The organism is Amycolatopsis rifamycinica (assembly GCF_000695625.1).
GTDB classification, from domain to species: domain Bacteria; phylum Actinomycetota; class Actinomycetes; order Mycobacteriales; family Pseudonocardiaceae; genus Amycolatopsis; species Amycolatopsis rifamycinica.
Map to the genome: position 1 here is coordinate 14,795 of NZ_JMQI01000085.1, position 21,796 is coordinate 36,590.

Annotated in this window: 26 protein-coding genes; 20 read left to right on the forward strand and 6 right to left on the reverse strand. The window is 71.8% G+C overall.

The window, feature by feature from the left end:
* Window positions 1-34: 34 nt before the first annotated feature.
* Both DV20_RS42435 and DV20_RS42440 read right to left on the reverse strand, forming a co-directional pair.
* Entirely contained in the window at window positions 35-1,267 is a 1,233-nt protein-coding gene (locus DV20_RS42435) for a PTS transporter subunit EIIC (protein WP_043789653.1), read from the reverse strand.
* Window positions 1,264-2,052: a GntR family transcriptional regulator gene (locus tag DV20_RS42440; protein WP_043789699.1), complete on the reverse strand. Its 789-nt coding sequence runs from the start codon at window positions 2,050-2,052 to the stop codon at window positions 1,264-1,266. Before DV20_RS42440 ends, DV20_RS42435 begins: the two co-directional genes overlap by 4 nt.
* A 242-nt stretch (window positions 2,053-2,294) precedes the next feature.
* Between DV20_RS42440 and DV20_RS42445 the strand changes: the two genes are divergently transcribed.
* The gene (locus DV20_RS42445) at window positions 2,295-2,534 is read left to right on the forward strand and encodes a glucose PTS transporter subunit EIIB (protein ID WP_043789701.1); all 240 of its coding nucleotides are present in this window, start codon (window positions 2,295-2,297) and stop codon (window positions 2,532-2,534) included.
* Window positions 2,531-2,986, forward strand: coding sequence for a PTS sugar transporter subunit IIA (locus DV20_RS42450; protein WP_043789655.1), 456 nt, complete (start codon window positions 2,531-2,533; stop codon window positions 2,984-2,986). The genes DV20_RS42445 and DV20_RS42450 overlap by 4 nt, the downstream gene beginning before the upstream one ends.
* 69 nt (window positions 2,987-3,055) lie before the next feature.
* Here DV20_RS42450 and DV20_RS42455 read toward each other — a convergent pair whose 3' ends face one another.
* Window positions 3,056-3,493: a QcrA and Rieske domain-containing protein gene (locus DV20_RS42455; RefSeq protein ID WP_043789656.1), complete on the reverse strand. Its 438-nt coding sequence runs from the start codon at window positions 3,491-3,493 to the stop codon at window positions 3,056-3,058.
* Between the two features lie 105 nt (window positions 3,494-3,598).
* Between DV20_RS42455 and DV20_RS42460 the strand changes: the two genes are divergently transcribed.
* The 9 genes from DV20_RS42460 to DV20_RS42500 all read left to right on the forward strand — a co-directional run bounded on the left by DV20_RS42460 (window position 3,599) and on the right by DV20_RS42500 (window position 11,257).
* A complete protein-coding gene (locus tag DV20_RS42460; protein ID WP_043789659.1) occupies window positions 3,599-3,967 on the forward strand; it encodes a hypothetical protein in 369 nt (122 codons plus the stop codon).
* 4 nt (window positions 3,968-3,971) lie between these two features.
* Complete coding sequence (locus DV20_RS42465; protein ID WP_084093950.1) at window positions 3,972-4,484, forward strand: sigma-70 family RNA polymerase sigma factor; 513 nt, start codon at window positions 3,972-3,974, stop codon at window positions 4,482-4,484.
* Window positions 4,481-5,119, forward strand: a complete 639-nt coding sequence (locus DV20_RS42470) for an anti-sigma factor family protein (protein ID WP_043789661.1) — start codon at window positions 4,481-4,483, stop codon at window positions 5,117-5,119. Before DV20_RS42465 ends, DV20_RS42470 begins: the two co-directional genes overlap by 4 nt.
* Window positions 5,120-5,424: 305 nt before the next feature.
* Window positions 5,425-6,612, forward strand: coding sequence for a chorismate synthase (aroC, locus tag DV20_RS42475; protein WP_043789663.1), 1,188 nt, complete (start codon window positions 5,425-5,427; stop codon window positions 6,610-6,612).
* The gene (locus DV20_RS42480) at window positions 6,609-7,133 is read left to right on the forward strand and encodes a shikimate kinase (protein WP_200876622.1); all 525 of its coding nucleotides are present in this window, start codon (window positions 6,609-6,611) and stop codon (window positions 7,131-7,133) included. Before aroC ends, DV20_RS42480 begins: the two co-directional genes overlap by 4 nt.
* An 8-nt stretch (window positions 7,134-7,141) precedes the next feature.
* A complete protein-coding gene (aroB, locus tag DV20_RS42485; RefSeq protein ID WP_043789670.1) occupies window positions 7,142-8,251 on the forward strand; it encodes a 3-dehydroquinate synthase in 1,110 nt (369 codons plus the stop codon).
* Window positions 8,248-8,679 carry a type II 3-dehydroquinate dehydratase gene (aroQ, locus tag DV20_RS42490; protein WP_043789673.1) on the forward strand — a complete coding sequence of 144 codons (432 nt, stop codon included), beginning with the start codon at window positions 8,248-8,250 and terminating at the stop codon, window positions 8,677-8,679. Before aroB ends, aroQ begins: the two co-directional genes overlap by 4 nt.
* Window positions 8,676-9,587 (forward strand): GNAT family N-acetyltransferase, encoded by a 912-nt coding sequence (locus tag DV20_RS42495; RefSeq protein ID WP_043789675.1) that lies wholly within the window; start codon window positions 8,676-8,678, stop codon window positions 9,585-9,587. Before aroQ ends, DV20_RS42495 begins: the two co-directional genes overlap by 4 nt.
* 188 nt (window positions 9,588-9,775) lie before the next feature.
* Window positions 9,776-11,257, forward strand: coding sequence for a glycoside hydrolase family protein (locus tag DV20_RS42500; RefSeq protein ID WP_043789677.1), 1,482 nt, complete (start codon window positions 9,776-9,778; stop codon window positions 11,255-11,257).
* 157 nt (window positions 11,258-11,414) lie between these two features.
* On the opposite strand, the gene DV20_RS42505 is transcribed toward DV20_RS42500, so the two are convergent.
* Window positions 11,415-11,858, reverse strand: a complete 444-nt coding sequence (locus DV20_RS42505) for a B-4DMT family transporter (RefSeq protein WP_043789706.1) — start codon at window positions 11,856-11,858, stop codon at window positions 11,415-11,417.
* 94 nt (window positions 11,859-11,952) lie between these two features.
* On the opposite strand from DV20_RS42505, the gene DV20_RS42510 reads away from it, so the two are divergent.
* The 3 genes from DV20_RS42510 to nusB are packed head-to-tail and all read left to right on the forward strand — an operon-like array spanning window position 11,953 to window position 14,102.
* Window positions 11,953-13,038, forward strand: coding sequence for a M24 family metallopeptidase (locus tag DV20_RS42510; protein ID WP_043789680.1), 1,086 nt, complete (start codon window positions 11,953-11,955; stop codon window positions 13,036-13,038).
* A 45-nt stretch (window positions 13,039-13,083) separates the two neighbouring features.
* Complete coding sequence (efp, locus tag DV20_RS42515; protein WP_043789682.1) at window positions 13,084-13,647, forward strand: elongation factor P; 564 nt, start codon at window positions 13,084-13,086, stop codon at window positions 13,645-13,647.
* Window positions 13,647-14,102: a transcription antitermination factor NusB gene (gene nusB / locus DV20_RS42520; protein ID WP_003096361.1), complete on the forward strand. Its 456-nt coding sequence runs from the start codon at window positions 13,647-13,649 to the stop codon at window positions 14,100-14,102. The genes efp and nusB overlap by 1 nt, the downstream gene beginning before the upstream one ends.
* A gap of 69 nt (window positions 14,103-14,171) precedes the next feature.
* On the opposite strand, the gene DV20_RS42525 is transcribed toward nusB, so the two are convergent.
* Window positions 14,172-14,570, reverse strand: coding sequence for a VOC family protein (locus DV20_RS42525; protein WP_043789685.1), 399 nt, complete (start codon window positions 14,568-14,570; stop codon window positions 14,172-14,174).
* Window positions 14,571-14,696: 126 nt separating this feature from the next.
* Window positions 14,697-15,185 carry a transcriptional regulator BldD gene (gene bldD / locus DV20_RS42530; protein WP_003096372.1) on the reverse strand — a complete coding sequence of 163 codons (489 nt, stop codon included), beginning with the start codon at window positions 15,183-15,185 and terminating at the stop codon, window positions 14,697-14,699.
* A 248-nt stretch (window positions 15,186-15,433) separates the two neighbouring features.
* On the opposite strand from bldD, the gene pyrR reads away from it, so the two are divergent.
* The 6 genes from pyrR to carB all read left to right on the forward strand — a co-directional run.
* Window positions 15,434-16,042 (forward strand): bifunctional pyr operon transcriptional regulator/uracil phosphoribosyltransferase PyrR, encoded by a 609-nt coding sequence (gene pyrR, locus DV20_RS42535; RefSeq protein ID WP_043789690.1) that lies wholly within the window; start codon window positions 15,434-15,436, stop codon window positions 16,040-16,042.
* Window positions 16,039-16,971 (forward strand): aspartate carbamoyltransferase catalytic subunit, encoded by a 933-nt coding sequence (locus DV20_RS42540; protein WP_043789692.1) that lies wholly within the window; start codon window positions 16,039-16,041, stop codon window positions 16,969-16,971. Before pyrR ends, DV20_RS42540 begins: the two co-directional genes overlap by 4 nt.
* The gene (locus tag DV20_RS42545; protein WP_043789694.1) at window positions 16,968-18,254 is read left to right on the forward strand and encodes a dihydroorotase; all 1,287 of its coding nucleotides are present in this window, start codon (window positions 16,968-16,970) and stop codon (window positions 18,252-18,254) included. Before DV20_RS42540 ends, DV20_RS42545 begins: the two co-directional genes overlap by 4 nt.
* Window positions 18,254-18,748, forward strand: a complete 495-nt coding sequence (locus DV20_RS42550; RefSeq protein WP_043789696.1) for a PH-like domain-containing protein — start codon at window positions 18,254-18,256, stop codon at window positions 18,746-18,748. Before DV20_RS42545 ends, DV20_RS42550 begins: the two co-directional genes overlap by 1 nt.
* Window positions 18,745-19,866, forward strand: a complete 1,122-nt coding sequence (gene carA / locus DV20_RS42555; RefSeq protein ID WP_043789698.1) for a glutamine-hydrolyzing carbamoyl-phosphate synthase small subunit — start codon at window positions 18,745-18,747, stop codon at window positions 19,864-19,866. The genes DV20_RS42550 and carA overlap by 4 nt, the downstream gene beginning before the upstream one ends.
* Window positions 19,866-21,796 (forward strand): carbamoyl-phosphate synthase large subunit (gene carB, locus DV20_RS42560; RefSeq protein ID WP_043778176.1); only part of this gene is annotated, 1,931 nt, incomplete at its 3' end. The genes carA and carB, both read left to right, overlap by 1 nt.

Genomic DNA, 21,796 nt, shown 5'->3' on the forward strand with positions numbered 1-21,796 from the left:
CGTCCTCTCCCTTGCGATTCGCGTGGTGCTGATGTTACTTCGCGGCGGTCCGGTCGAGGTCCGCCTCGATCGAGTCGTCCTCACGGCCCGGCGTCCGCAGGTTCCACTTCGTGATCACGATCCGGAACACGAAGTAGTAGATCACCCCGAAGACCAGGCCGATCGGGATGAGCAGCCACGCCTTGTGCGCGGTGTCCAGGCTCGAGTTGAGCAGGAAGTCGATCCCGCCGGCGGAGAAGGAGAAGCCGAGGTGGATGTCCAGGGCGTTCACCAGCGCCAGCGAAACGCCGGTCATGATCGCGTGGAAGATGTACAGCGGCCACGCCACGAACATGAACGAGAACTCGATCGGCTCGGTGACACCGGTGACGAACGAGGTCAGCGCGGCCGCGATCATCACACCGCCGACGATCTTCTTCTGCGCCGGGCGGGCGGTCTGCCAGATCGCGAGCGCCGCGGCGGGCAGGGCGAACATGAAGATCGGGAAGAACCCGGTCATGAACGTGCCCGAACCCTGCACGTGGTGGAAGAAGTTGGTCAGGTCGCCGCCGTTGAAGATGAACCACATCGGGACGTTCAGCAGCTGGTGCAGACCGACCGGGATGAGCAGGCGGTTGAAGAAGCCGTAGATGCCGCCACCGACGACCGGCTGGTCGACGATCGCCTTGCCCAGGTTCTGGATGCCCGCGTCGACGTACTTGAAGACGAGACCGAAGAGAACGCCCAGGATGATCATGGCGAACGCGGTGATGATCGGGACGAACCGCCGTCCACCGAAGAACGCCAGCCACGCGGGCAGCTTGATGCGGTGGTACCGCTGCCACAGCAGGGCCGCGACGATACCGGACACGATGCCGGTCAGGACGCTGTAGGGCCAGTGCAGCGGCGAGCTGTCCCAGGCGGGCTTGTAGCCGACCTGGCTGCTGACCGGCGCGATCGCCTGGATCACGCGGTTGAAGACGACCCAGCCCACGGCACCGGCGACGGCCGTCGAGCCGTCACCCTTGCGGGCGAAGCCGACCGCGATGCCGATCGCGAAGAGCAGGGGCAGGAAGTCGAAGAGCGCGTTGCCCGCCGAGCCGATGACAGCGGCGACCTTGTCCCAGCCGAGGCCGTCCTTGCCGAGCAGGTCGTCCTGACCGAACCGGAGCAGGATGCCCGCCGCAGGGAGCGTGGCGATCGGGAGCATGAGGCTGCGACCGAAGCGCTGAAGACCGGCGAGACCTCCGCCGCTCTTCTTCGCCCCCTCCGCGGTGGTGGTGCTCATCTGGTTCCTCCATAGTGGGGTGGTTGACCGGGTTCCGGGGTGTTCCGGTCCAACTGCATGGTCACCTGGTAGTGATCTCCCCGGTACCAGGACGTGATGTCTTCGATGGGGTCGCCGTTGGCGCTGGAGACCCGCCGGAACACGAGCAGCGGGCTGCCGGCACGCATGCCGAGCAGCCGCGCGGTCTCGCGGTCCGCGCCTTCGGCCCAGACCGTCTGCCAAGCCCGGTCGGGACGCACACCGTACGTCTCGGCCAGCTGCGCGTAGATGGACTGGGTCAGGTCGAGCCCGAGCAGGCCGGGGGCCCGGCCCGCGTGGTACCAGCCGCGCTCGACGGCCAGTGGCACGCCGTCGGCGTGGCGCAGGCGCACCAGGTGGTGCGCGGACGCGCCCTCGGCCAGGCCGAGGGCGTGCGCCGAGGCGGTGGGCGGCACCGCGGTGGCCGCCGAGACCACCTCGGTCGTCGGGGTCAGCCCCCGCCTCCGCATGTCGTCGGTGAACGACATGAGGTAGAGCTGCAGCTCCATCCGCCGGGCCGCGGTGAACGTGCCCTTGCCGCGGACCCGGGCGAGCAGGCCCTCCTCGACCAGCTTGCCGATCGCCGACCGGACCGTGAGCCGCGACACGCCGTAGCGCTGGGCGAGCTCGCGTTCCGACGGGATCGGCGCACCCGGCGGGAGCTCGCGCTCCACCGTGCGGCGGAGGATCTCCCGCAGCTGGGCGTGCTTGGGCGTGGGCCCGTTGACAACCTTGTCGGGCGGCGGGACGTGCGCGGCCGCGCTCATCGGCGTCACCCTCCTCGTTCTCGCGTCACCGGGGACCGGTGCTCGCGTCCGGGCCGGAACATTGGTACGTTCCGGTCTAGACCAATGATCTGATGGGGCAGGATGCTCCGCCGTGCGGACGGGTGTCAACCACCGTTATCCGTTCGTGGCCCGCGGCGGGGTGCATGCCGACGATCGGCGTAGTACAGGTGGACACGCGGTTCGCGTCAGGTTGGGAACAAACAGTGATCAAGGAGACCGCGATGGCGGATGACAGGCCCGAAAAGATCCTCGCGGCGCTCGGCGGCGCGGGCAATCTCACCGAGGTCGAGGGCTGCATCACGCGGCTGCGCTGCGAGGTCGAGGACATGAGCCTCGTCGACGAGGGCGCGCTCAAGAAGGCCGGCGCGATGGGCGTGGTCAAGATGGGGTCGTCGGCCCTGCAGGTGATCGTCGGGCCGGAGGCGGACACCATCGCCAGCGACATCGAGGACCTGCTGTGACGTTCGACATCCTCAGCCCGGTCGCCGGGCGCGTGGTGCCGATCACCGAGGTCCCCGACCCGGTGTTCGCGCAGGCCATGGTGGGTCCGGGCATCGCGGTGCAGCCCGCGGGCGGCCGGTCGGACGCGGTCGCGCCGGTCGACGGCACGGTCGCGACGCTGCACCCGCACGCCTACGTCGTCGCGACCGAGGACGGCAAGGCCGTGCTGGTGCACCTGGGCATCGACACGGTCAAGGAGAAGGGCGAGGGCTTCACGCTGCACGTCGTCAAGGGCGAGCAGGTGCGGGCCGGCCAGCCGATCGTCAGCTGGGACCCGGAGGCGGTGACCGCGGCGGGCTACTCGGCGATCGTCCCGGTCGTCGCGCTGGACGCCCCCGCGGAGGTGCTGTCCGGTTTGGACACCGAGCGCGAGGTCGCCGCCGGCGACCGGCTGTTCGCCTGGGACGCCTGAGTTCCCGGTTCCCGCGAACGGGCCCTGGTGGACCACCGTCCACCAGGGCCCGTTCGCGCGTCCGGCTCGTCAGCCGGTGACGACCTTCCCGTTCTCGACCTTGACCGGCACCGACGGCAGCGGCTTGTTCGCCGGGCCCTGCTTGACCTCGCCGGTGAGCGCGTTGAACACCGAACCGTGGCACGGGCAGACCAGGTCGGCGCCCTTCGGCGTGACGGTGCAGCCCTGGTGCGTGCACACCGCGCTGAACGCCGCGCAGGCCGACTCGGACGTCCGGGCCACGATCACGTCGGAGCCGTCCGGGGCCTTGGCCGCCTTCGCCTGCCCCACCGGCACCTCGGCGAGCGAGACCAGCGGCGTCCCCGCGGCGATCGGGGCCTGCGCGGTGCCCGATTTGCCGTTCGGCTCCGACGAGCAGGCGGTGAGAGCGACGGCGCCGACGGCGGCACCGGCGACGGCGGCACCGGTGGACAGGACGGTGCGGCGGGAGTGCAGTTCGGCTGTCATGCCCTTATCAACGGGACGGCCACCCGTTCGGTTCAATTCCCGGTGAACCGGATCGCCCCCTGCTCCGTGTATGTACCGGAGTGGGTGTGGAGTGGAGGAACGATCATGGTGAGTTGGGTTCTACGCATCGTCGTGGCGGCCGCGCTGCTCGGCTCGGCCGGCGTGCACTACTTCTTGTGGACACAGGACTACCCGGGCATCACGGGCACGCTGTTCCTGCTCGACGCGATCGCCGGGCTGGTGCTGGCGATCGCGGTGCTGGCCTGGCGCCACTGGCTGCCGGCGCTGGGCGCGGCCGGCTTCGGGGCGCTGACGCTCGGCGCGTACGTGCTGGCGGCGACGGTCGGGTTCATGGGCAACCACGACCAGTTCAACAGCCAGCCGGAGTACTGGGGCGTCATCACCGAGGCGGTCTGCGTCGTGGGTGGTATCGCGCTGTTGTTCGTGAAGGACCGGCGCCCGGTCGCGGCCTGAGTTCGTGGGAGAAGTCGCCGAAGAGGCCCTCATGCGCGCGCTGCACGAGGAGCACGCCGCCGCGCTGTGGTCCTACGCGCTGCACCTGACCTCCGGGGACCGGATCCGGGCCGAGGACGTCGTCCAGGAAACGCTGCTGCGGGCCTGGCGCTCGCCCGCGGTGCTGGACCAGTCGCAGGGCTCGGCGCGGGCGTGGCTGTTCACCGTCGCCCGGCGGATCGCCATCGACGGCTGGCGGTCGGCGTCGGCCCGGGCGGAGGTGACGACCGACCGGCCGCCGGACCGCGTGGTCGCCGACGGCACCGACCGCGCGGTGCAGGGCTGGCTGGTCGCCGAGGCGCTGGCCGAGCTGTCGGAACGGCACCGCGAGGTGCTGCTGCTGTGCTACTTCCAGGGGTATTCGGTCGCCGACGCGGCCCTGAAGCTGGGGGTGGCCGAAGGGACGGTCAAGTCGCGCACGCACTACGCGTTGCGCGCGCTCCGCCTGGTGCTCGAAGAGAGGGGAGTGACCCAGTGAGTGAAGATCCTTTCGCGACGTTCGACGCCGCGTACGTGCTCGGGGCGCTCGCCCCCGAGGACCGGCAGCGCTTCGAGGAGCACCTGCGCACCTGCGACCGGTGCGCGGCGTCGGTCCGCGAGCTGGCGGGCCTGCCCGGCCTGCTGGCCAGGGTGGACACGCCGGCTTCGCTGCCGGACACGGGCCCGCCCCCGCCGGACCTGCTGCCGTCGGTTCTCCGCCGCGTCCGGCGCGGCCGCCGCATCCGGTTCGCGGTGACCACGGGCTCGGCCGCGGTCGCGGTGGCGGCCTGCGTCGCGCTGGGGGTGGTGGCCTGGCCCGCCCCGGCCGCGCCGCCGTCGGTGGCGATGACGGCGCTGGGGCAGTTCCCGGTCCGCGCGGACGCCCGCCTGGCGGCGTTCGACTGGGGCACGCAGGTCGACATGTCGTGCAGCTACACGGGCGGCCGCAGCGGCGGCGAGTACCTCCTGGTGGCGGTCTCCCGCTCGGGCGCGGAGACCCAGCTGGCGACGTGGAAGGCCCTCCCGGACAACACGGCCCGCCTCTCGATCGGCACGGCCCTGCGCCAGTCGGACCTGGCGGCCCTGGAGATCCGCCTGCCGAACGGCCTCCCCCTCCTCCGCCTGACCCTCTGAGCCCGGTGGCTCATCCGGGCCGCAGGGGGCCCCGGATGAGCCGCCCACCGAGGGGCATCACCCGTGACCGGGAGGGCATCACGCGTGATCGAGCAGGCATCACGCGTGACTGGCGGGGCATCAGCCCGATGCCTTCCCCATCACGCGAGATGCCCCGCCAATCACGCGAGATGCCTCTCCAGTCACGCGTGATGCCCTCTCAGTCACGTGCGTCGTGCGCGAACCGGTCGTCCTGGCTCTTCGCCGGTGCGGGATGAGCGGAGGCTCGTCCCGGGCCGCGGTGCGGCCGTGACAGGATTGAGCCCATGTTGCGCTGGATCACCGCAGGTGAATCGCACGGACCCGCGCTGGCCGCCGTGCTCGAAGGCATGCCCGCGGGGGTGGCCGTCACCACTGCCGACGTCACCGAGCAGCTGGCCCGGCGGCGCCTCGGCTTCGGCCGCAGCCCGCGGATGGGCTTCGAGACCGACCACATCGAGTTCCTCGGCGGTGTCCGCCACGGCCTGACCCAGGGCGGCCCGGTCGCCGTGCACATCGAGAACGCCGAGTGGCCCAAGTGGGAGCAGGTCATGGCGGCCGACCCGGTCGACCCGCAGGTGCTCGAGGGCCTCGCGCGCAACGAACCGCTCACCCGCCCGCGCCCCGGCCACGCGGACCTGCCCGGCATGCAGAAGTACGGCTTCGACGAGGCCCGTCCCGTCCTGGAGCGCGCCAGCGCCCGCGAGACGGCGTCGCGGACCGCGCTCGGCACCGTCGCCCGCAACTTCCTGAAGCAGCTGCTCGGCGTCGACATCCTCAGCCACGTCGTCTCGATCGGCGGTGCCGACGCGCCCGAGGGGCCCCTGCCCGTCGCCGCGGACCTGGCCGCCATCGACGAGAGCCCGGTGCGCGCCTTCAGCCAGGAGGGCACCGACGCGATGGTCGCCGAGGTCGACGCCGTGCGGAAGGCGGGCGACACCGTCGGCGGCGTGATCGAGGTCCTCGCCTACGGCCTGCCGCCGGGCCTCGGCTCCCACGTCCACTGGGACCGCCGGCTCGACGCCCGCCTCGCCGGCGCGCTGATGGGCGTCCAGGCGATGAAGGGCGTCGAGGTCGGCGACGGCTTCACGACCGCACGCCGCTGGGGCAGCCAGGCGCACGACGAGATCGACCGCGGTTCCGGCCCGGTCGGCGTCACCCGCCGGTCCAACCGCGCGGGCGGCCTCGAGGGCGGCATCACCAACGGCGAACCGCTGCGCGTGCGCGTCGCGATGAAGCCGATTTCGACCGTCCCCAAAGCACTGTCCACAGTGGACGTCAAGACCGGTGAGCCCGCGGTCGCCATCCACCAGCGGTCCGACGTCTGCGCGGTGCCCCGCGCCGGGGTCGTGCTGGAGTCGGTGGTGGCGCTCGTCCTCGCCGACGCCGCGCTCGAGAAGTTCGGCGGCGACTCGCTCGCCGAGAGCAAGCGCAACGCCGAGGCGTACCTCAAGGCCCTCGAGGAGCGGTGGTGAGCCCTCGCGCGGTGGTCGTCGGGCCGCCCGGCTCGGGCAAGAGCACGGTCGGCCCGCTCCTCGCCACGGCACTCGGCGTCGCGTTCCGGGACAGTGACGACGACATCGTCGCGCGCACCGGGCGCAGCATCGCCGACATCTTCGCCGAAGACGGGGAACCCGCCTTCCGCGCGCTGGAGGAAGAAGCGGTCGCCACCGCGCTGGCGGAGCACGAGGGCGTGCTCTCGCTCGGCGGCGGCGCGCCCCTCACCCCGGGCACCCGGGCCCGGCTGGCCGGGCACACCGTGGTCTTCCTCAACGTCGGCCTCGCGGCGGGGGTGCAGCGCACCGGGCTGTCCTCCGCGCGGCCGCTGCTGGCCGGGGTGAACCCCCGCGCCACCTTCAAGAAACTGCTCGACGAGCGGGTGCCCGTCTACCGCGAGGTCGCCACCGTCGAGATCGTCACCGACGACCGGACGCCCTCCGAGATCGTCGCGCACCTCGTGGCGGAGCTCGCCGCTCCCGCCGAAGCCAAGGAGTGAGCCACCCCGTGTCTGATCCGGCGCGTATCCCGGTCGCCACCGCCCAGCCCTACGACGTCGTGGTCGGGCGCGGCCTGCTCGGCGACCTCACCGAGCACCTGGCCGACGCCTCGAAGATCGCGCTGATCCACCCGCCGACGCTGACCGCCACCGCCGAGGCCATCCGCGACGAGCTGAACGCGGCCGGCCTCGACGCCCACCGCGTCGAGATCCCGGACGCCGAGGACGGCAAGGCGCTGACCGTCGCGGGTTTCTGCTGGGAGGTGCTCGGCCGGATCGGGCTGGACCGCCGCGGCGTCGTGGTCGGGCTCGGCGGCGGTGCCGTCACCGACCTCGCCGGGTTCGTCGCGGGCACCTGGATGCGCGGGGTCCGGCTGGTCAACGTGCCGACGACGCTGCTCGGCATGGTCGACGCCTCGGTCGGCGGCAAGACCGGCATCAACACCGACGCCGGCAAGAACCTGGTCGGGGTGTTCCACGAGCCGAGCGCGGTGTTCGTCGACCTCGCGACGCTGGAGACGCTGCCGCGCAACGAGCTCGTCGCCGGGATGGCCGAGGTGATCAAGGCCGGCTTCATCGCCGACCCGCGCATCCTCGAGCTGGTCGAGGCCGGCCCGGCCGCGGCGCTCGACCCGGCCGGCGACGTCCTGGCCGAGCTGGTGCGCCGCTCCATCCGGGTCAAGGCCGACGTCGTCGCCGCCGACCTGCGCGAGTCCGACCTGCGGGAGATCCTCAACTACGGCCACACCCTCGGCCACGCCATCGAGCGCCGCGAGCGGTACCGGTGGCGCCACGGCGCCGCGGTCAGCGTCGGCCTCGTGTTCGCCGCCGAGCTGGCGCGGCTGGCCGGGCGGCTCGACGACGCCACGGCCGAGCGCCACGCCGCGGTGCTGAAGCTGATCGGCCTGCCGACGACGTACGACGCCGACGCGCTGCCGGAGCTGCTGAAAACCATGAAGGGCGACAAGAAGACCCGCTCCGGGGCGCTGCGGTTCGTCGTCCTCGACGGCCTCGCCCGGCCCGGCAGGCTGGAGGGCCCGGACCCGGCGCTGCTGGCGGCCGCGTACTCGGCGGTCGCGGCGGAACCCACCCGCAGCGGCGGGAGTGTGCTGCTGTGAAGGCGTTCGTGTTCAACGGCCCCAACCTCGGCCGGCTCGGCAAGCGCGAGCCGTCGGTCTACGGCTCGACCACCCACGACGACCTCGCGGCGCTGTGCGTCAAGGCCGGGGACGAGCTGGGGATCGACGTCGAGGTCCGGCAGACCGACCACGAGGGCGAGATGGTCGGCTGGCTGCACGAAGCCGCCGACGGCGGCCACCCGGTGGTCCTCAACGCCGGCGCGTGGACGCACTACTCGATCGCGGTGCGCGACGCCGCGGCGCAGCTGACCGCCCCGCTGATCGAGCTGCACATCTCGAACGTGCACAAGCGGGAGGCGTTCCGGCACCACAGCGTGCTGTCGGACATCGCGACGGCCGTGATCGCGGGGCTCGGCGTGGACGGCTACCCGCTCGCCCTGCGCTGGCTCGCCACCCACGCGGGATGACCCGGCCGGCTCTGCGCACGCCGCGGCTGCGGCTGCGGCCGCTGACCGAAGCCGACCGCGAAGCCGTGGTGAAGGTGTTCGCCGACCCGGAGATGAGCCGGTTCTTCGCGGCGGACTTCTCCGATCCGGCCACCGCGAGCGCGATGGTGGACCGCCGGCTGGACTACCGCGGCCCGGCCGGCCAGGGCCACTGGGTGATCGAACGCGACGGCGAGGTGATCGGTGTCGCGCACCTGCGTCCGTCGGCCGAGCTGCCGGACGGGGTGCCGGAACTGGGTTACTACGTCGCGAGCGCGCACGCGGGGCAGGGCCTGGCCACCGAGGCCGCCCGCGCGGTGCTGGACCACGGGCTCGGCACGCTCGGGCTCCCGGCGGTGTGGGCGCTGGTCCACGAGCGGAACGCGGCGAGCCGGAAGGTGGCCGAGCGCCTGGGTTTCCTCGACGTCGGCAGCGGCGTCCACTACGGCGACCTGCACCGCGTGCTGGTGGCGCTGCCCGCGGCGCACGGGCGGCCGCACCACATCGAGCTGTGGGTGCCGGACCTGGCCGAAGCCGAGCGCAGCTGGGGCTGGCTGCTCGGCGAGCTCGGCTGGCGCGAGTTCCAGCGCTGGCCGGCGGGGATCAGCTGGCGGCTCGGCGGGACGTACCTCGTGGTCGAGGCCTCGCCGGCGGTGAGCGCGACGTCGCACGAGCGCACGCGGCCGGGGTTGAACCACCTGGCGCTGCACGTGGCGACCCGGGCGGAGGTCGACGCTCTGGCGGCGCGCGCGACCGCCCATGGCTGGCGGCCGCTGTTCGCCGACCGGTATCCGTACGCGGGCGGGGACGCTCATTACGCGGCGTACCTGGAGAACGAGGCCGGGTTCGAGGTCGAGCTGGTTGCGGTCGAGGGGCCCGCCGGGAGTTGACGGGGGCCGAGTGGTTTGCCGCGGGTGTCTTGAATGAGTCATTCCGGACGTTCGAGCCGGCGGGGTGGGGCCGTCACGAGTGGGTGACCGTCGAGTGGTGGCGCAGTCGCTCGGACGGGTGAAGCCGGTCGCTACACTCCGGTGCCGTGCACCCGTTTCGTCGCCGGGATCGGCGACCCGCTCGTGCCTTGTTTGCCGGCGTTCTGGCCGGGCTTCTCCTCGCGGGCTGCACCCAGGGTTACGCCCAGCCGCAAGCCGCGGGGGAGCAGCCGGCCATCGCCGGGGGCAAGGCCGCCGAGCCGCCGCGGCCCACCGACGTCAAGCTCGCTTCGGGTGACCCCCGGCAGAGTGGCGGGGTCATCGCCGCCGGTGGGGCCGATGCCGTCTACAACTACGGGCCGTCCGTGATGCTCGACCGGGGGCAGACCCGGATGTGGTGGTGCAGCCAGTACGGCGGCGCCGGACCGGCCGGGGACGACATCCTCTACGCACAGGGGCAGTCGTTCGACGGGCCGTTCACCGGACCGGGTGGCGGGATTCCGGCCGCGGTGTTCTCCGGGGCGCCCGGGCAGTTCGACGGCATGCACACCTGCGACCCGTCGGTGCTGCGCGTCGGCTCGACCTACTACCTGTACTACACCGGCGCCGCCGGTGACCACGCGCTCGGCAACGCGATCGGGCTCGCCACCAGCACCGACGGCGTCCACTGGACCCGCGCGGCCGGCGGACGGCCGATCCTCGGGCCGTCGCACGACGTGCACCGGGAGAACGTCTACGGGGCCGGCCAGCCGTCCGCCGTCTACCTCGACGGCTGGTTCTACCTGATGTTCACCGACACCACCGGCCGGGCCGCGGGCGCCAACGGCGCGGGGCAGTTCCTGCTCCGCTCGCGCGATCCGGCGTTCGGCTCGGGCGTGCAGTCGCTGGACGTCGGCGGGTTCGTGCCGGTGGCGTCGACGTCGGCGCCGCGCGCCCGGTCGATCGTCGACGGGTTCAGTGCGGACCTGATGTGGGTGGGCGCGCTCGCCGCGTTCGTCGTCGCGCACGAGACCGACGGCGGGACGACGCTGACGTTCTGGACCGCGGACTTCACCGAGCACCCGTTCCGGCCGGTGCTGGTGCCCGGGCCGTGGCGGGAAGGGCCGGGCCTGGTCCGCCGCGCGGACGGGCACGCACCGCTGTCGTCGGCCGTCCCGTGCGACCGGGTGCCGTTCGACCTGGTGCGCGCGACCGTGGTCGGCGGCGCCGGCGCCCCGACCGACCTGCGGCACTTCGGGCTGGACCTGCTGGGCAGCCAGGCGTGCGCGAACCCCGCCCGGCTGGCGGCGACGTTCGACGGGGTCACGATGCCGTCGCCGGAGCGGACGATGGACCTGGTCCGCGCGGGCCAGCGCGTCCGCATCGACCGGCGCGCGGTCGCCGCGGCCCTGGCGGTCGAGCTGCTGGAGAAGGCCCCGCCGGAGGTGGCGGCCCTGCCGGTGACGGCCCGGCTGCGCTCGGGCACCGAGGCGGTCCAGGCCCCGGGCGGCGGCCTGGCCCTGATCCTCGACGACCACCGCCGGTGGCCGATCCCGGACGCCCTGGTCGCGGCGGGCAACGCCTCGACCCCCCACCCGGTGACCGACACGCAGTGGGACGGCTACCGGCCGGGCCCGGCGCTGGCCGGGTGAGGGGAACACGGTCGCTGAGCGGGGCCGGGGCGGGCTGAGCTGGGCTGGGCCGCGCCGGTCGGGTTGTGCCGGGCCGAGTCAGGCGGGCTGAGCTGGGCCGCGCCGGTCGGGCTGAGCCAGGCCGAGTCAAGCGCGGCCAGGCCGAGCCAACCCGGGCCTACCCGCGCGACTCCCGGCTGGGCGGCCTGACCCGCCGTGGCCGCGGCGAAGGCACCTCCCGCGGCTCCTCCTCGCCCGCCCGGGCACCGCCGATCCGTCCTCCGACGAACAACCCCAGCCCGGCCGGGACCAGCACCAGCAACGCCGAGAACGCCGCCCCGCCGGTCAGGGCCCCGCCCAGCTCGGACAACCCCGTCTGGTCGACGAACACCGCTCGCCCGATCACGTACAGGATGCCCGACACCACCCCCGCCACCAGGGCCGCGATGAACCACGCGCGGCCGCGGTCGGGGACTGCGCGCCAGGCGTCCAGGGCCGCCCACAGGGCCGCCGCGCCGACCAGGACCGCCAGCGTCAGCGAAACAGCCAGGGTCTGGTCCGTCGGGTGGTACACCGCGTACTTGGCCAGCAGCGTCAACGCCACGCCGTGCAGCACCGCCATCGCCAGTCCGCGGATCACCCAGGTGCTCATGCTGCGGAGTGTAGGCGCGGCCTACCGGCCGGTCACCCGGCCACCGGGGAACTAGGCTGGAGCGGTGCCTGAAACCCATGGACGACGTCGTGGCGCGCTGCGCACGCTCCTGACCGGAGCCGGTGTCGACGCGCTGCTGGTCACCGATCTGCTCAACATCCGCTACCTGACCGGGTTCACCGGCTCGAACGCCGCCCTGCTGCTGCACGCCGAGGGCGACGGCAAGACGCTCTTCTGCACCGACGGCCGCTACACCACCCAGGCGGCCGCCGAGGTGCCCGACCTGGAGACCGTCGTCGACCGGGCCAGCGCCGCCGCGCTGGTCGCGAAAGCCGGGAAGACGAAGACCTACGGGCGCGTCGGCTTCGAGAGCCAGCACGTCAGCGTCGAGACCTACGAGGCCCTCAACGCCCAGCTGCCCCTGAAGCGGACCCCCGGCCTCGTCGAGCGGCTGCGCGAGGTCAAGGACGAAGCCGAGATCGAGGCGCTGCGCCAGGCGTGCGCCGCCGCCGACCGGGCGCTGGACGACCTGGTCGCCGCCGGGGGGCTGCGGCCCGGGCGGACCGAGCTGGACATCGCCCGTGACCTGGAGAACCGGATGCTGGAGCACGGCTCGGCCGCGCCCAGCTTCGCCTCCATCATCGCCGCCGGCGCGCACTCCGCCATCCCGCACCACCAGCCGACGCACGCCGAGCTCAAGCGCGGCGACTTCGTCAAGATGGACTTCGGCGCCACCGTCGACGGCTACCACTCCGACATGACCCGCACCTTCGTCCTCGGCGAGCCCGCGGACTGGCAGCGGGAGGTCTACGAGCTCGTGCACGCCGCCCAGGCGGCCGGGGTCGCCGCCGTCGTGCCGGGCGCCGAGGTGTCCGATGTGGACGCCGCGGCGCGCGGGGTGATCGCGGACGCGGGCCACGGCGAGCACTTCGCGCACGGCCTCGGGCACGGCGTCGGCCTGCAGATCCACGAGGCGCCCAGCTTCGCCGCGACGGGCGTCGGTACACTGGCCGCCGGTATGGCGGTCACCGTCGAGCCCGGCGTGTACCTCGCGGGCCGCGGTGGCGTGCGCATCGAGGACACGCTCGTCGTGCGGGCTGGGGAGCCCGAACTCCTCACCCTGAGCACCAAGAACCTCGTGGTCGTCTGACAGCGGCCCCGAACCCGAAGATTCGACACAGGAGACTGCAAGCTCGTGGCCACGACCAACGACCTGAAGAACGGGCTCGTCCTGAACCTGGACGGCCAGCTGTGGACCGTCACCGCGTTCCAGCACGTCAAGCCGGGCAAGGGCGGTGCCTTCGTGCGCACGACGCTCAAGCACGTGCTCACCGGCAAGGTGGTCGACAAGACGTTCAACGCGGGCACGAAGGTCGAGACGGCCACGGTGGACCGCCGGAACATGACCTACCTCTACAAGGAGGGTCAGGACTTCGTGTTCATGGACGGTGACACCTACGACCAGATCACCGTGCCGGCCGAGGTCGTCGGCGACAACGCCAACTACATGCTCGAGAACACCGAGGTCCAGGTCGCGGTGCACGAGAACGAGCCGCTGTACGTCGAGCTGCCGACGTCGGTCGAGATCGTCATCCAGCACACCGACCCCGGCCTGCAGGGCGACCGCTCGACCGGCGGCACCAAGCCGGCGACGCTGGAGACCGGCGCGGAGATCCAGGTCCCGCTGTTCCTCTCCACCGGCGAGAAGATCAAGGTCGACACCCGCGACGGCCGTTACCTGGGCCGCGTCTCCAGCTGATGCCGACGTCGAAACCCCACCCGAACCGCGGCGGCGCGATCAGCCGCAGGCAGGCGCGCCGTCGCGCGGTGGAAATGCTGTACGAGGCCGCCCAGCGCGACACCGACGCGGTGACGCTGCTGGCCGACCGGGTCGGCGCGACGGACGTCGACCCGATCGCGGACTACACGATCAGCCTGGTCGAGGGCGTGACCGGCCGGAAGGCCCGGATCGACGAGCTGCTGGCCGAGCACGCGCAGGGCTGGACCCTGGAGCGGATGCCGAAGGTCGACCTCGCGGTGCTGCGGGTCGGGGTCTACGAGCTGCTCTGGGCCGAGGACGTGCCGGACCCGGTCGCGATCGACGAGGCCGTCGGCCTGGCGAAGGAACTGTCCACGGACGACTCGCCGCGGTTCGTCAACGGCGTCCTGGGCCGGATCGGCACGATCGCCGACCGCCTGCGCGCGGTCCTGTAGAGCCCGCCTGGCCCCCCGGTCAGCTGACCACGGCCGGGGGCCCGGGGTTCGGCCGGAGGTCATGCCCTTTCAGGCGTCGGCTTCGATGGCGAAGGTGTTGCCGTCCGGGTCCTGGAACCAGGCGATCCGCCCACCACCGGCCCGGGCGGTGATCCCCTTCGCGTCGTGTTCGAGCTGGTCGTAGCGGATGAACTCGACGCCGGTCGATGCGAGTTCGGCAACGATCTCGTCAATGTCGTCGACGTACCAGGTCGCCAGCGTGGCCGGGCTCTTCCCGGCGGTATCGGACTGGTACACGTTCAGCGCCGGTCCGCCGCCGGACCCGTAGGTTCGGCTGCCGTCGGCGACGTGGGCGCTGGGGCCGGACTGCAGCGCCCGCAGGCCGAGCCGGCCTTCGTAGAACTCGACGGCCCGGTTGATGTCGGACACGGCGATCGAAGCTCTGACCTGGTACGTGCTCAGAGGCATGAGTCACCCTATCGCGCCCGCGGGCAACTCCGTGACCCCTCGTGAACGGGCCCCCCGACGAGTCAGTGAGCGTCTCCGGTGCCCCACCGGGGGACGCTCACTGCGTCGGCACAACACACGAGGAGATCAGTCCTCCTTGGAAGGACGCGCCTCCGGCGGCAGGACGCCCCAGTCGATGAGCTGCTCGGTCAGCTCGCCCGGGGTCATGTCGTAGATGATCGCCAGGGACCGCAGGTCCTCCGTGCGGATCGAGAGCACCTTGCCGTTGTAGTCGCCGCGCTGGCTCTGGATCGTCGCCGCGTAGCGGGCCAGCGGGCCCACCTTCTCGGCCGGCAGCTGCTGCAGGCGCTCCAGGTTGATCACGATCTTGGTGGCGGGCTCGGCACCGGAGGGGACCCGGCCCTCGGGCAGCAGCTCGACCACCGGCACACCGTAGAAGTCGGCCAGCTCGGCCAGCTTCTGGACGGTGACGGCGCGGTCGCCACGCTCGTACGAGCCGACGACGACGGCCTTCCAGCGCCCACCGGACTTCTGCTCGACCCCGTGCAGGGACAGGCCCTGCTGCTGGCGGATCCCGCGGAGCTTGGCCCCGAGCGCCTTGGCGTAATCGCCCATCTGGTCGTTCTCCGTTCTTCACCCCCTCCCGGTCGGGGTGACCGGGCCGGGGGACTCGCTGAGTCGAATACTCAGAGTAATGGTTACGCATTGTTGTCACCAGGTCAAGCAGAAGCTTGCCGCGAATCACGCCACACCACCCGGAAGACTGAGCAAAGTGCCTGCTACTGTCGGTGCGAAAGCCCCGACCAGCAGGGGAACAGACGTCCTTTAAGGACCCGTCCGGTGAGGCGGGGAAGGAGTCCGGTTTGTCGTCACGCCCGCGTGACGCGGCTGGTTCGGCCGGGGAGCGCGAGCTCCTGACGGCCGGCGATGTCGCGCGCACGATCGCCCGAATGGCCCATCAGGTCATCGAAAAAACCGCGAACGGTGCCGAGAGCACTACCCCGCCCGTGTTGCTCGGCATCCCGTCCCGCGGCACGCCACTCGCCGTCCGCCTGGCCGACAAGATCGGCGAGTTCTCCGGGGTCCGCCCGCCGACCGGCGCCCTCGACGTCACCCTCTACCGGGACGACCTCCGCCGCCGCCCGCCGCGCGCGCTCGAACAGACGCAGCTGCCGCCCGACGGCATCGACGACCGCGTCGTGATCCTCGTCGACGACGTCCTCTTCTCCGGCCGGACGATCCGGGCCGCGCTCGATGCCCTGCGTGATCACGGCCGCCCCCGTGCCGTGCAGCTGGCCGTGCTGGTCGACCGCGGTCACCGCGAGCTGCCGATCCGCGCGGACTACGTGGGCAAGAACGTGCCGACCGCGCGCACCGAGGGCGTGTCCGTCCTGCTGGCCGAGATCGACGGCCGCGACGCCGTCCTGCTGCGCCCATCGGAAGCCGCGGAAACCCCCGGAGAGGACTCGTGAAGCACCTGCTCGCCACCGACGGCCTGGACCCGGCGCTGGCCACGGCCGTGCTCGACACCGCCGACGAGCTGAAGCACACCCTGCTCGGCCGCGAGGTCAAGAAGCTGCCGACGCTGCGCGGCCGCACGGTGATCACCCTGTTCTACGAGAACTCGACCCGCACCCGCGTCTCGTTCGAAATCGCCGGGAAGTGGATGAGCGCGGACGTCGTCAACGTCTCCGCGTCCAGCTCCTCGGTGAACAAGGGCGAGTCCCTGCGGGACACCGCGCTGACGCTGGCCGCCGCGGGCGCCGACTGCGTGATCGTCCGGCACCCGGCCAGCGGCGCCGCCCAGCGCCTCGCCGGCTGGCTGGCGGACCCCGGCACGTCGGTGGTCAACGCCGGCGACGGCACCCACGAGCACCCCACGCAGGCGCTGCTCGACGCGGCGACGCTGCGGGAGCGGCTCGGGTCCCTCAAGGACCGCCGGATCGCCATCGTCGGGGACGTCCTGCACAGCCGGGTCGCCCGCTCGAACATCCACCTGCTCTCGGCCCTGGGCGCCGAAGTCGTGCTCGTCGCACCGCCGACGTTGCTGCCTTACGGTGTGGAAAGCCTTCCGGTGACCGTTTCGCACGACCTGGACGCCGAGCTGCCCGCGGTCGACGCGGTGATGATGCTGCGCGTCCAGGCCGAGCGGATGCACGGCGGGTTCTTCCCGAGCGCGCGTGAGTACTCGATCGCGTACGGCCTTTCGGAACGGCGGCAGAAGCTGCTGCCGGACCACGCGGTCGTCCTGCACCCCGGCCCGATGCTGCGCGGGATGGAGATCGCTTCGGCGGTCGCCGACTCCCCGGCCTCGGCCATCACCGAACAGGTCCGCAACGGCGTCCACGTGCGCATGGCGGTCCTCTACCACCTCCTGGCCAGCGAAGGAGCCGCAGCGTGAGCACCCTGATCAAGGGCGCCCGGCCCTACGGCGAAGGCGACCCGGTCGACGTCCTCGTCGAGGACGGCGTGATCACCGCGATCGGCGCCGTCGACGTCCCGGAAGACGCCGAAGTCATCGAGGCGAACGGCCAGGTGCTGCTGCCGGGCTTCGTCGACCTGCACACCCACCTGCGCGAACCCGGCCGCGAGGACACCGAGACCATCGACACCGGCTCGGCCGCGGCGGCCCTCGGCGGCTACACCGCGGTGTTCGCCATGGCCAACACCGACCCGGTCGCCGACAACGCCGTGATCGTCGAGCACGTGTGGCGGCGCGGCCAGGAGGTCGGCCTGGTCGACGTCCACCCGGTCGGCGCGGTCACCGTCGGGCTCAAGGGCGAGAAGCTCGCCGAGCTGGGCACGATGGCGAACTCGCAGGCCCGGGTGAAGGTGTTCTCCGACGACGGCCTCTGCGTCGCCGACCCGCTGCTGATGCGCCGGGCGCTGGAGTACTCGACCGCGCTGGACGTCGTCATCGCGCAGCACGCGGAGGAGCCACGGCTGACCGTCGGCGCCCAGGCGCACGAGGGCGAGCGCGCGGCCCGGCTCGGCTACACCGGCTGGCCCGCCGCCGCGGAAGAGTCCATCGTGGCCCGTGACTGCCTGCTGGCCCGGCACGCGAAGGCGCGGCTGCACGTCTGCCACGTTTCCACGTCGGGCACGGCCGACGTGCTGCGCTGGGCGAAGGACCGCGGCACGAAGGTGTCGGCCGAGGTCACCCCGCACCACCTGCTGCTCACCGACGAGCGCCTGGGCACCTACGACCCGGTGAACAAGGTGAACCCGCCGCTGCGCACCCAATCGGACACCGCGCGGCTGCGGGCCGCGCTGGCCGACGGGACCATCGACTGCGTCGCCACCGACCACGCCCCGCACGCGGTGCAGGACAAGGACACCGAGTGGAGCGCGGCGCGGCCGGGCATGCTCGGGCTGCAGACGGCGTTGTCCATCGTCACCGAGACCATGGTCCGCACCGGCCTGCTCGACTGGCGCGGCGTCGCCCGCGTGCTGAGCGAGCGGCCCGCCGAGATCGGCAACCTGGCCGACCAGGGCCGCCCGATCGCGGTGGGCGAGCCGGCGAACCTGACCCTGGTGGACCCGGACGCCGAGTGGACGGTCCGGGGCGCGGAACTGGCCAGCATCGCGGCCAACACCCCGTACGAGGGAATGCGGCTGCCCGGCGTGGTGACCGCGACGCTGCTGCGCGGGCGGATCACCGCGCGGGACGGGAAGATCGGCTGATGGAGCGCTTCTGGCTCGTGCTGGCGATCGTCGCCTTCTTCCTGCTCTGCCTCTGGGGCATGTACGTCGGCTGGCGGCGCAAGTCCCGCTCGCAGAGCGCCCAGCTGCCGCCGTTCCCCGCCGTTCCCGCCGACCCGGGGGACGTCCTGCTGGAGTCCACCGGCGTCTACCTCGCGACGACGATCGCGGGGGAGTGGCAGAACCGGATCGTCACCCGCGGCGCGGGACTGCGCACCGGCGCGGTTTGGCGCCTGCACGGCGGGGGTATCGCGGTCGAACGCGGCGGCGCGCCCGACTTCTGGATCCCGCGCGACGCGATCACCGGCGTCCGGCGGGACACCAAGATCGCCGGGAAGGTGATGGGCACGGACGCGCTGCTGATCGTCACCTGGCGGCTCGGTGACACCGGGCTCGACACCGGCTTCCGCGGCGACGACCTCGACGACTATCCACAGTGGATCGAACAGCTCAAGATCAAGGGAGGTGCCCAGTGAACGCGCGCGCGCAGGCCGCACTGGTACTCGAAGACGGCCGGGTGTTCCGCGGCGCTGCCTACGGCGCGCAGGGGCGAACCCTGGGTGAGGCGGTGTTCTGCACCGGCATGACGGGTTACCAGGAGACGCTGACTGATCCGTCGTACCACGGGCAGATCGTGGTGCAGACGGCGCCGCAGATCGGGAACACCGGCTGGAATGACGAGGATGACGAGTCTTCGAAGATTTGGGTCAACGGTTATGTGGTGCGCGACCCCGCGCGCACGCCGTCCAACTGGCGCTCGAAGCGGTCTCTGGATGAGGAGCTGGTGCGCCAGGGGATCGTCGGTATCGCCGAGGTCGACACCCGTTCGCTGACCCGCCATCTGCGTGAGCTCGGTGCGATGCGGGCCGGGGTGTTCTCCGGTGACGCGCTGGGCACGGTCGACGACATGGTCGCCGAGGTGCTGGCCAGCCCGAAGATGGAGGGTGCGGACCTGGCCGGCCAGGTCACCACGCCGAAGCCGTACGTCATCTCGCCTTCCGGTGACGTCCGCTTCCGCGTCGTGGCGCTGGACCTGGGCATCAAGTCCAACACCCCGCGCCAGATGGTCAAGCGCGGCATCGAGGTGCACGTGCTGCCCTCCACGTCCACCCTGGACGAGCTGCTGGCGGTCGAGCCGGACGGTGTGTTCCTGTCGAACGGCCCGGGCGACCCGGCCACCACGACGCACGCCACCGAGCTGACCAAGCAGGTGCTCGGCCGCGAGATCCCGCTGTTCGGCATCTGCTTCGGCAACCAGGTCCTCGGCCGCGCGCTCGGCCTGGACACGTACAAGATGCGCTACGGGCACCGCGGCATCAACATCCCGGTGATCGACGTCGCGACCAAGTCGGTGGCGATCACCGCGCAGAACCACGGCTTCGCCTTGGAAGGCGAGCCAGGGCAGCGCTTCGAGTCGCCGTTCGGCGCGGCTCAGGTCAGCCACTACTGCGCCAACGACGGCGCGGTCGAGGGCCTGCGGGCGTTCGACGTCCCGGCGTTCTCGGTCCAGTACCACCCCGAAGCCGCGGCCGGCCCGCACGACGCGGCCCCCCTGTTCGACGATTTCGTTTCGCTCATGGAGAAGAAGGCCTGATGCCGAAGAGGACGGACATCCAGCACGTGCTGGTGATCGGCTCCGGGCCGATCGTGATCGGGCAGGCGGCGGAGTTCGATTACTCCGGTACCCAGGCCTGCCGGGTGCTGCGCAGCGAAGGGCTGCGTGTGTCCCTGGTGAACTCGAACCCGGCCACCATCATGACCGATCCCGAGTTCGCCGACGCCACCTACATCGAGCCGGTGACTCCCGACTTCGTCGAGAAGGTCATCGCCGAAGAGCGGCCGGACGCGCTGCTCGCGACCCTGGGCGGGCAGACGGCGCTCAACTGCGCCGTCGCGCTGCACGAGCGGGGTGTGCTCGACAAGTACGGTGTCGAGCTGATCGGCGCCGACATCGACGCCATCCAGCGTGGTGAGGACCGGCAGAAGTTCAAGGACATCGTCCGCACGGTCGGTGCCGACGTGCCGCGCTCGCGCGTCTGCCACGACATGTACGAGGTCCGCGACACCGTCAAGGAGCTCGGGCTCCCGGTGGTCATCCGGCCGAGCTTCACCATGGGCGGGCTCGGCTCCGGCATGGCACACACGCCCGAGGACCTCGAGCGGCTGGCCTCCACCGGGCTCGCGGAGTCTCCCGTCACCGAGGTGCTCATCGAGGAGAGCGTGCTCGGCTGGAAGGAGTACGAGCTCGAGCTGATGCGCGACAAGCACGACAATGTCGTGGTCGTCTGTTCGATCGAGAACATCGACGCGATGGGCGTGCACACCGGCGACTCGGTCACCGTCGCGCCGACGATGACCCTCACCGACCGCGAGTACCAGGTGATGCGCGACGTCGGCATCGCGGTGCTGCGCGAGGTCGGCGTCGACACCGGCGGCTGCAACATCCAGTTCGCGATCAACCCGGCCGATGGCCGGATGGTCGTCATCGAGATGAACCCGCGCGTGTCGCGCTCGTCGGCGTTGGCGTCGAAGGCGACCGGTTTCCCGATCGCCAAGATCGCCGCGAAGCTCGCCATCGGCTACACCCTCGACGAGATCCGCAACGACATCACCGGCGAGACGCCCGCGGCGTTCGAGCCCACTTTGGACTACGTCGTCGTCAAGATGCCGCGGTTCGCCTTCGAGAAGTTCCCCGGTGCGGACCCGACGCTGACCACGACGATGAAGAGTGTCGGCGAGGCGATGTCGTTCGGCCGCAGCTTCCCCGAGGCGCTGGGCAAGGTGATGCGGTCGATCGAGACCAAGGCGACCGGGTTCTGGACGCTGCCCGACCCCGAGGGCGCGACGCTGGAGTCCACTTTGGACGACCTGCGCACGCCGCACGAAGGCCGGCTGTACGAAGTGGAACGTGCCCTGCGGTTCGGCGCCACCGTGGAGCAGGTCCACGAGGCGAGTGGTATCGACCCGTGGTTCATCGACCAGATCGCCTACATCGGCGAGGTCGGCGCCGAAGTCCGTGACGCGCCGGTGCTGGACGGTGATCTGCTGCGCCGCGCCAAGCGCACCGGGCTCTCGGACCGTCAGATCGCCGCGCTGCGGCCGGAACTGGCCGGTGAGGACGGTGTCCGCACGTTGCGGCACCGTCTCGGTGTGCGGCCGGTGTTCAAGACCGTCGACACCTGCGCGGCCGAGTTCGCGGCCAAGACCCCGTACCACTACTCGGCTTACGAGTCCGACCCCGACGCGCAGTCCGAAGTGGCCGTCCAGTCGGACAAGCCGAAGGTGCTCATCCTCGGCTCGGGCCCGAACCGGATCGGGCAGGGCATCGAGTTCGACTACTCCTGTGTGCACGCGGCGATCGCGTTGCGGGAGGCCGGGTTCGAAGCCGTCATGGTCAACTGCAACCCGGAAACCGTGTCCACCGACTACGACACTTCCGACCGGTTGTATTTCGAGCCGCTGTCGTTCGAGGACGTGCTGGAGGTCGTGCACGCCGAGCAGGCGTCGGGCACGGTCGCCGGTGT

Bases quoted from the DNA above. Each gene is read 5' to 3' on its own strand.
- DV20_RS42435 (WP_043789653.1), bottom strand. From the start codon at position 1,267: ATGAGCACCACCACCGCGGAGGGGGCGAAGAAGAGCGGCGGAGGTCTC.
- DV20_RS42440 (WP_043789699.1), bottom strand. From the start codon at position 2,052: ATGAGCGCGGCCGCGCACGTCCCGCCGCCCGACAAGGTTGTCAACGGG.
- DV20_RS42445 (WP_043789701.1), top strand. From the start codon at position 2,295: ATGGCGGATGACAGGCCCGAAAAGATCCTCGCGGCGCTCGGCGGCGCG.
- DV20_RS42455 (WP_043789656.1), bottom strand. From the start codon at position 3,493: ATGACAGCCGAACTGCACTCCCGCCGCACCGTCCTGTCCACCGGTGCC.
- DV20_RS42460 (WP_043789659.1), top strand. From the start codon at position 3,599: ATGGTGAGTTGGGTTCTACGCATCGTCGTGGCGGCCGCGCTGCTCGGC.
- aroC (WP_043789663.1), top strand. From the start codon at position 5,425: ATGTTGCGCTGGATCACCGCAGGTGAATCGCACGGACCCGCGCTGGCC.
- DV20_RS42495 (WP_043789675.1), top strand. From the start codon at position 8,676: ATGACCCGGCCGGCTCTGCGCACGCCGCGGCTGCGGCTGCGGCCGCTG.
- DV20_RS42505 (WP_043789706.1), bottom strand. From the start codon at position 11,858: ATGGCGGTGCTGCACGGCGTGGCGTTGACGCTGCTGGCCAAGTACGCG.
- nusB (WP_003096361.1), top strand. From the start codon at position 13,647: ATGCCGACGTCGAAACCCCACCCGAACCGCGGCGGCGCGATCAGCCGC.
- DV20_RS42525 (WP_043789685.1), bottom strand. From the start codon at position 14,570: ATGCCTCTGAGCACGTACCAGGTCAGAGCTTCGATCGCCGTGTCCGAC.
- bldD (WP_003096372.1), bottom strand. From the start codon at position 15,185: ATGGGCGATTACGCCAAGGCGCTCGGGGCCAAGCTCCGCGGGATCCGC.
- DV20_RS42550 (WP_043789696.1), top strand. From the start codon at position 18,254: ATGGAGCGCTTCTGGCTCGTGCTGGCGATCGTCGCCTTCTTCCTGCTC.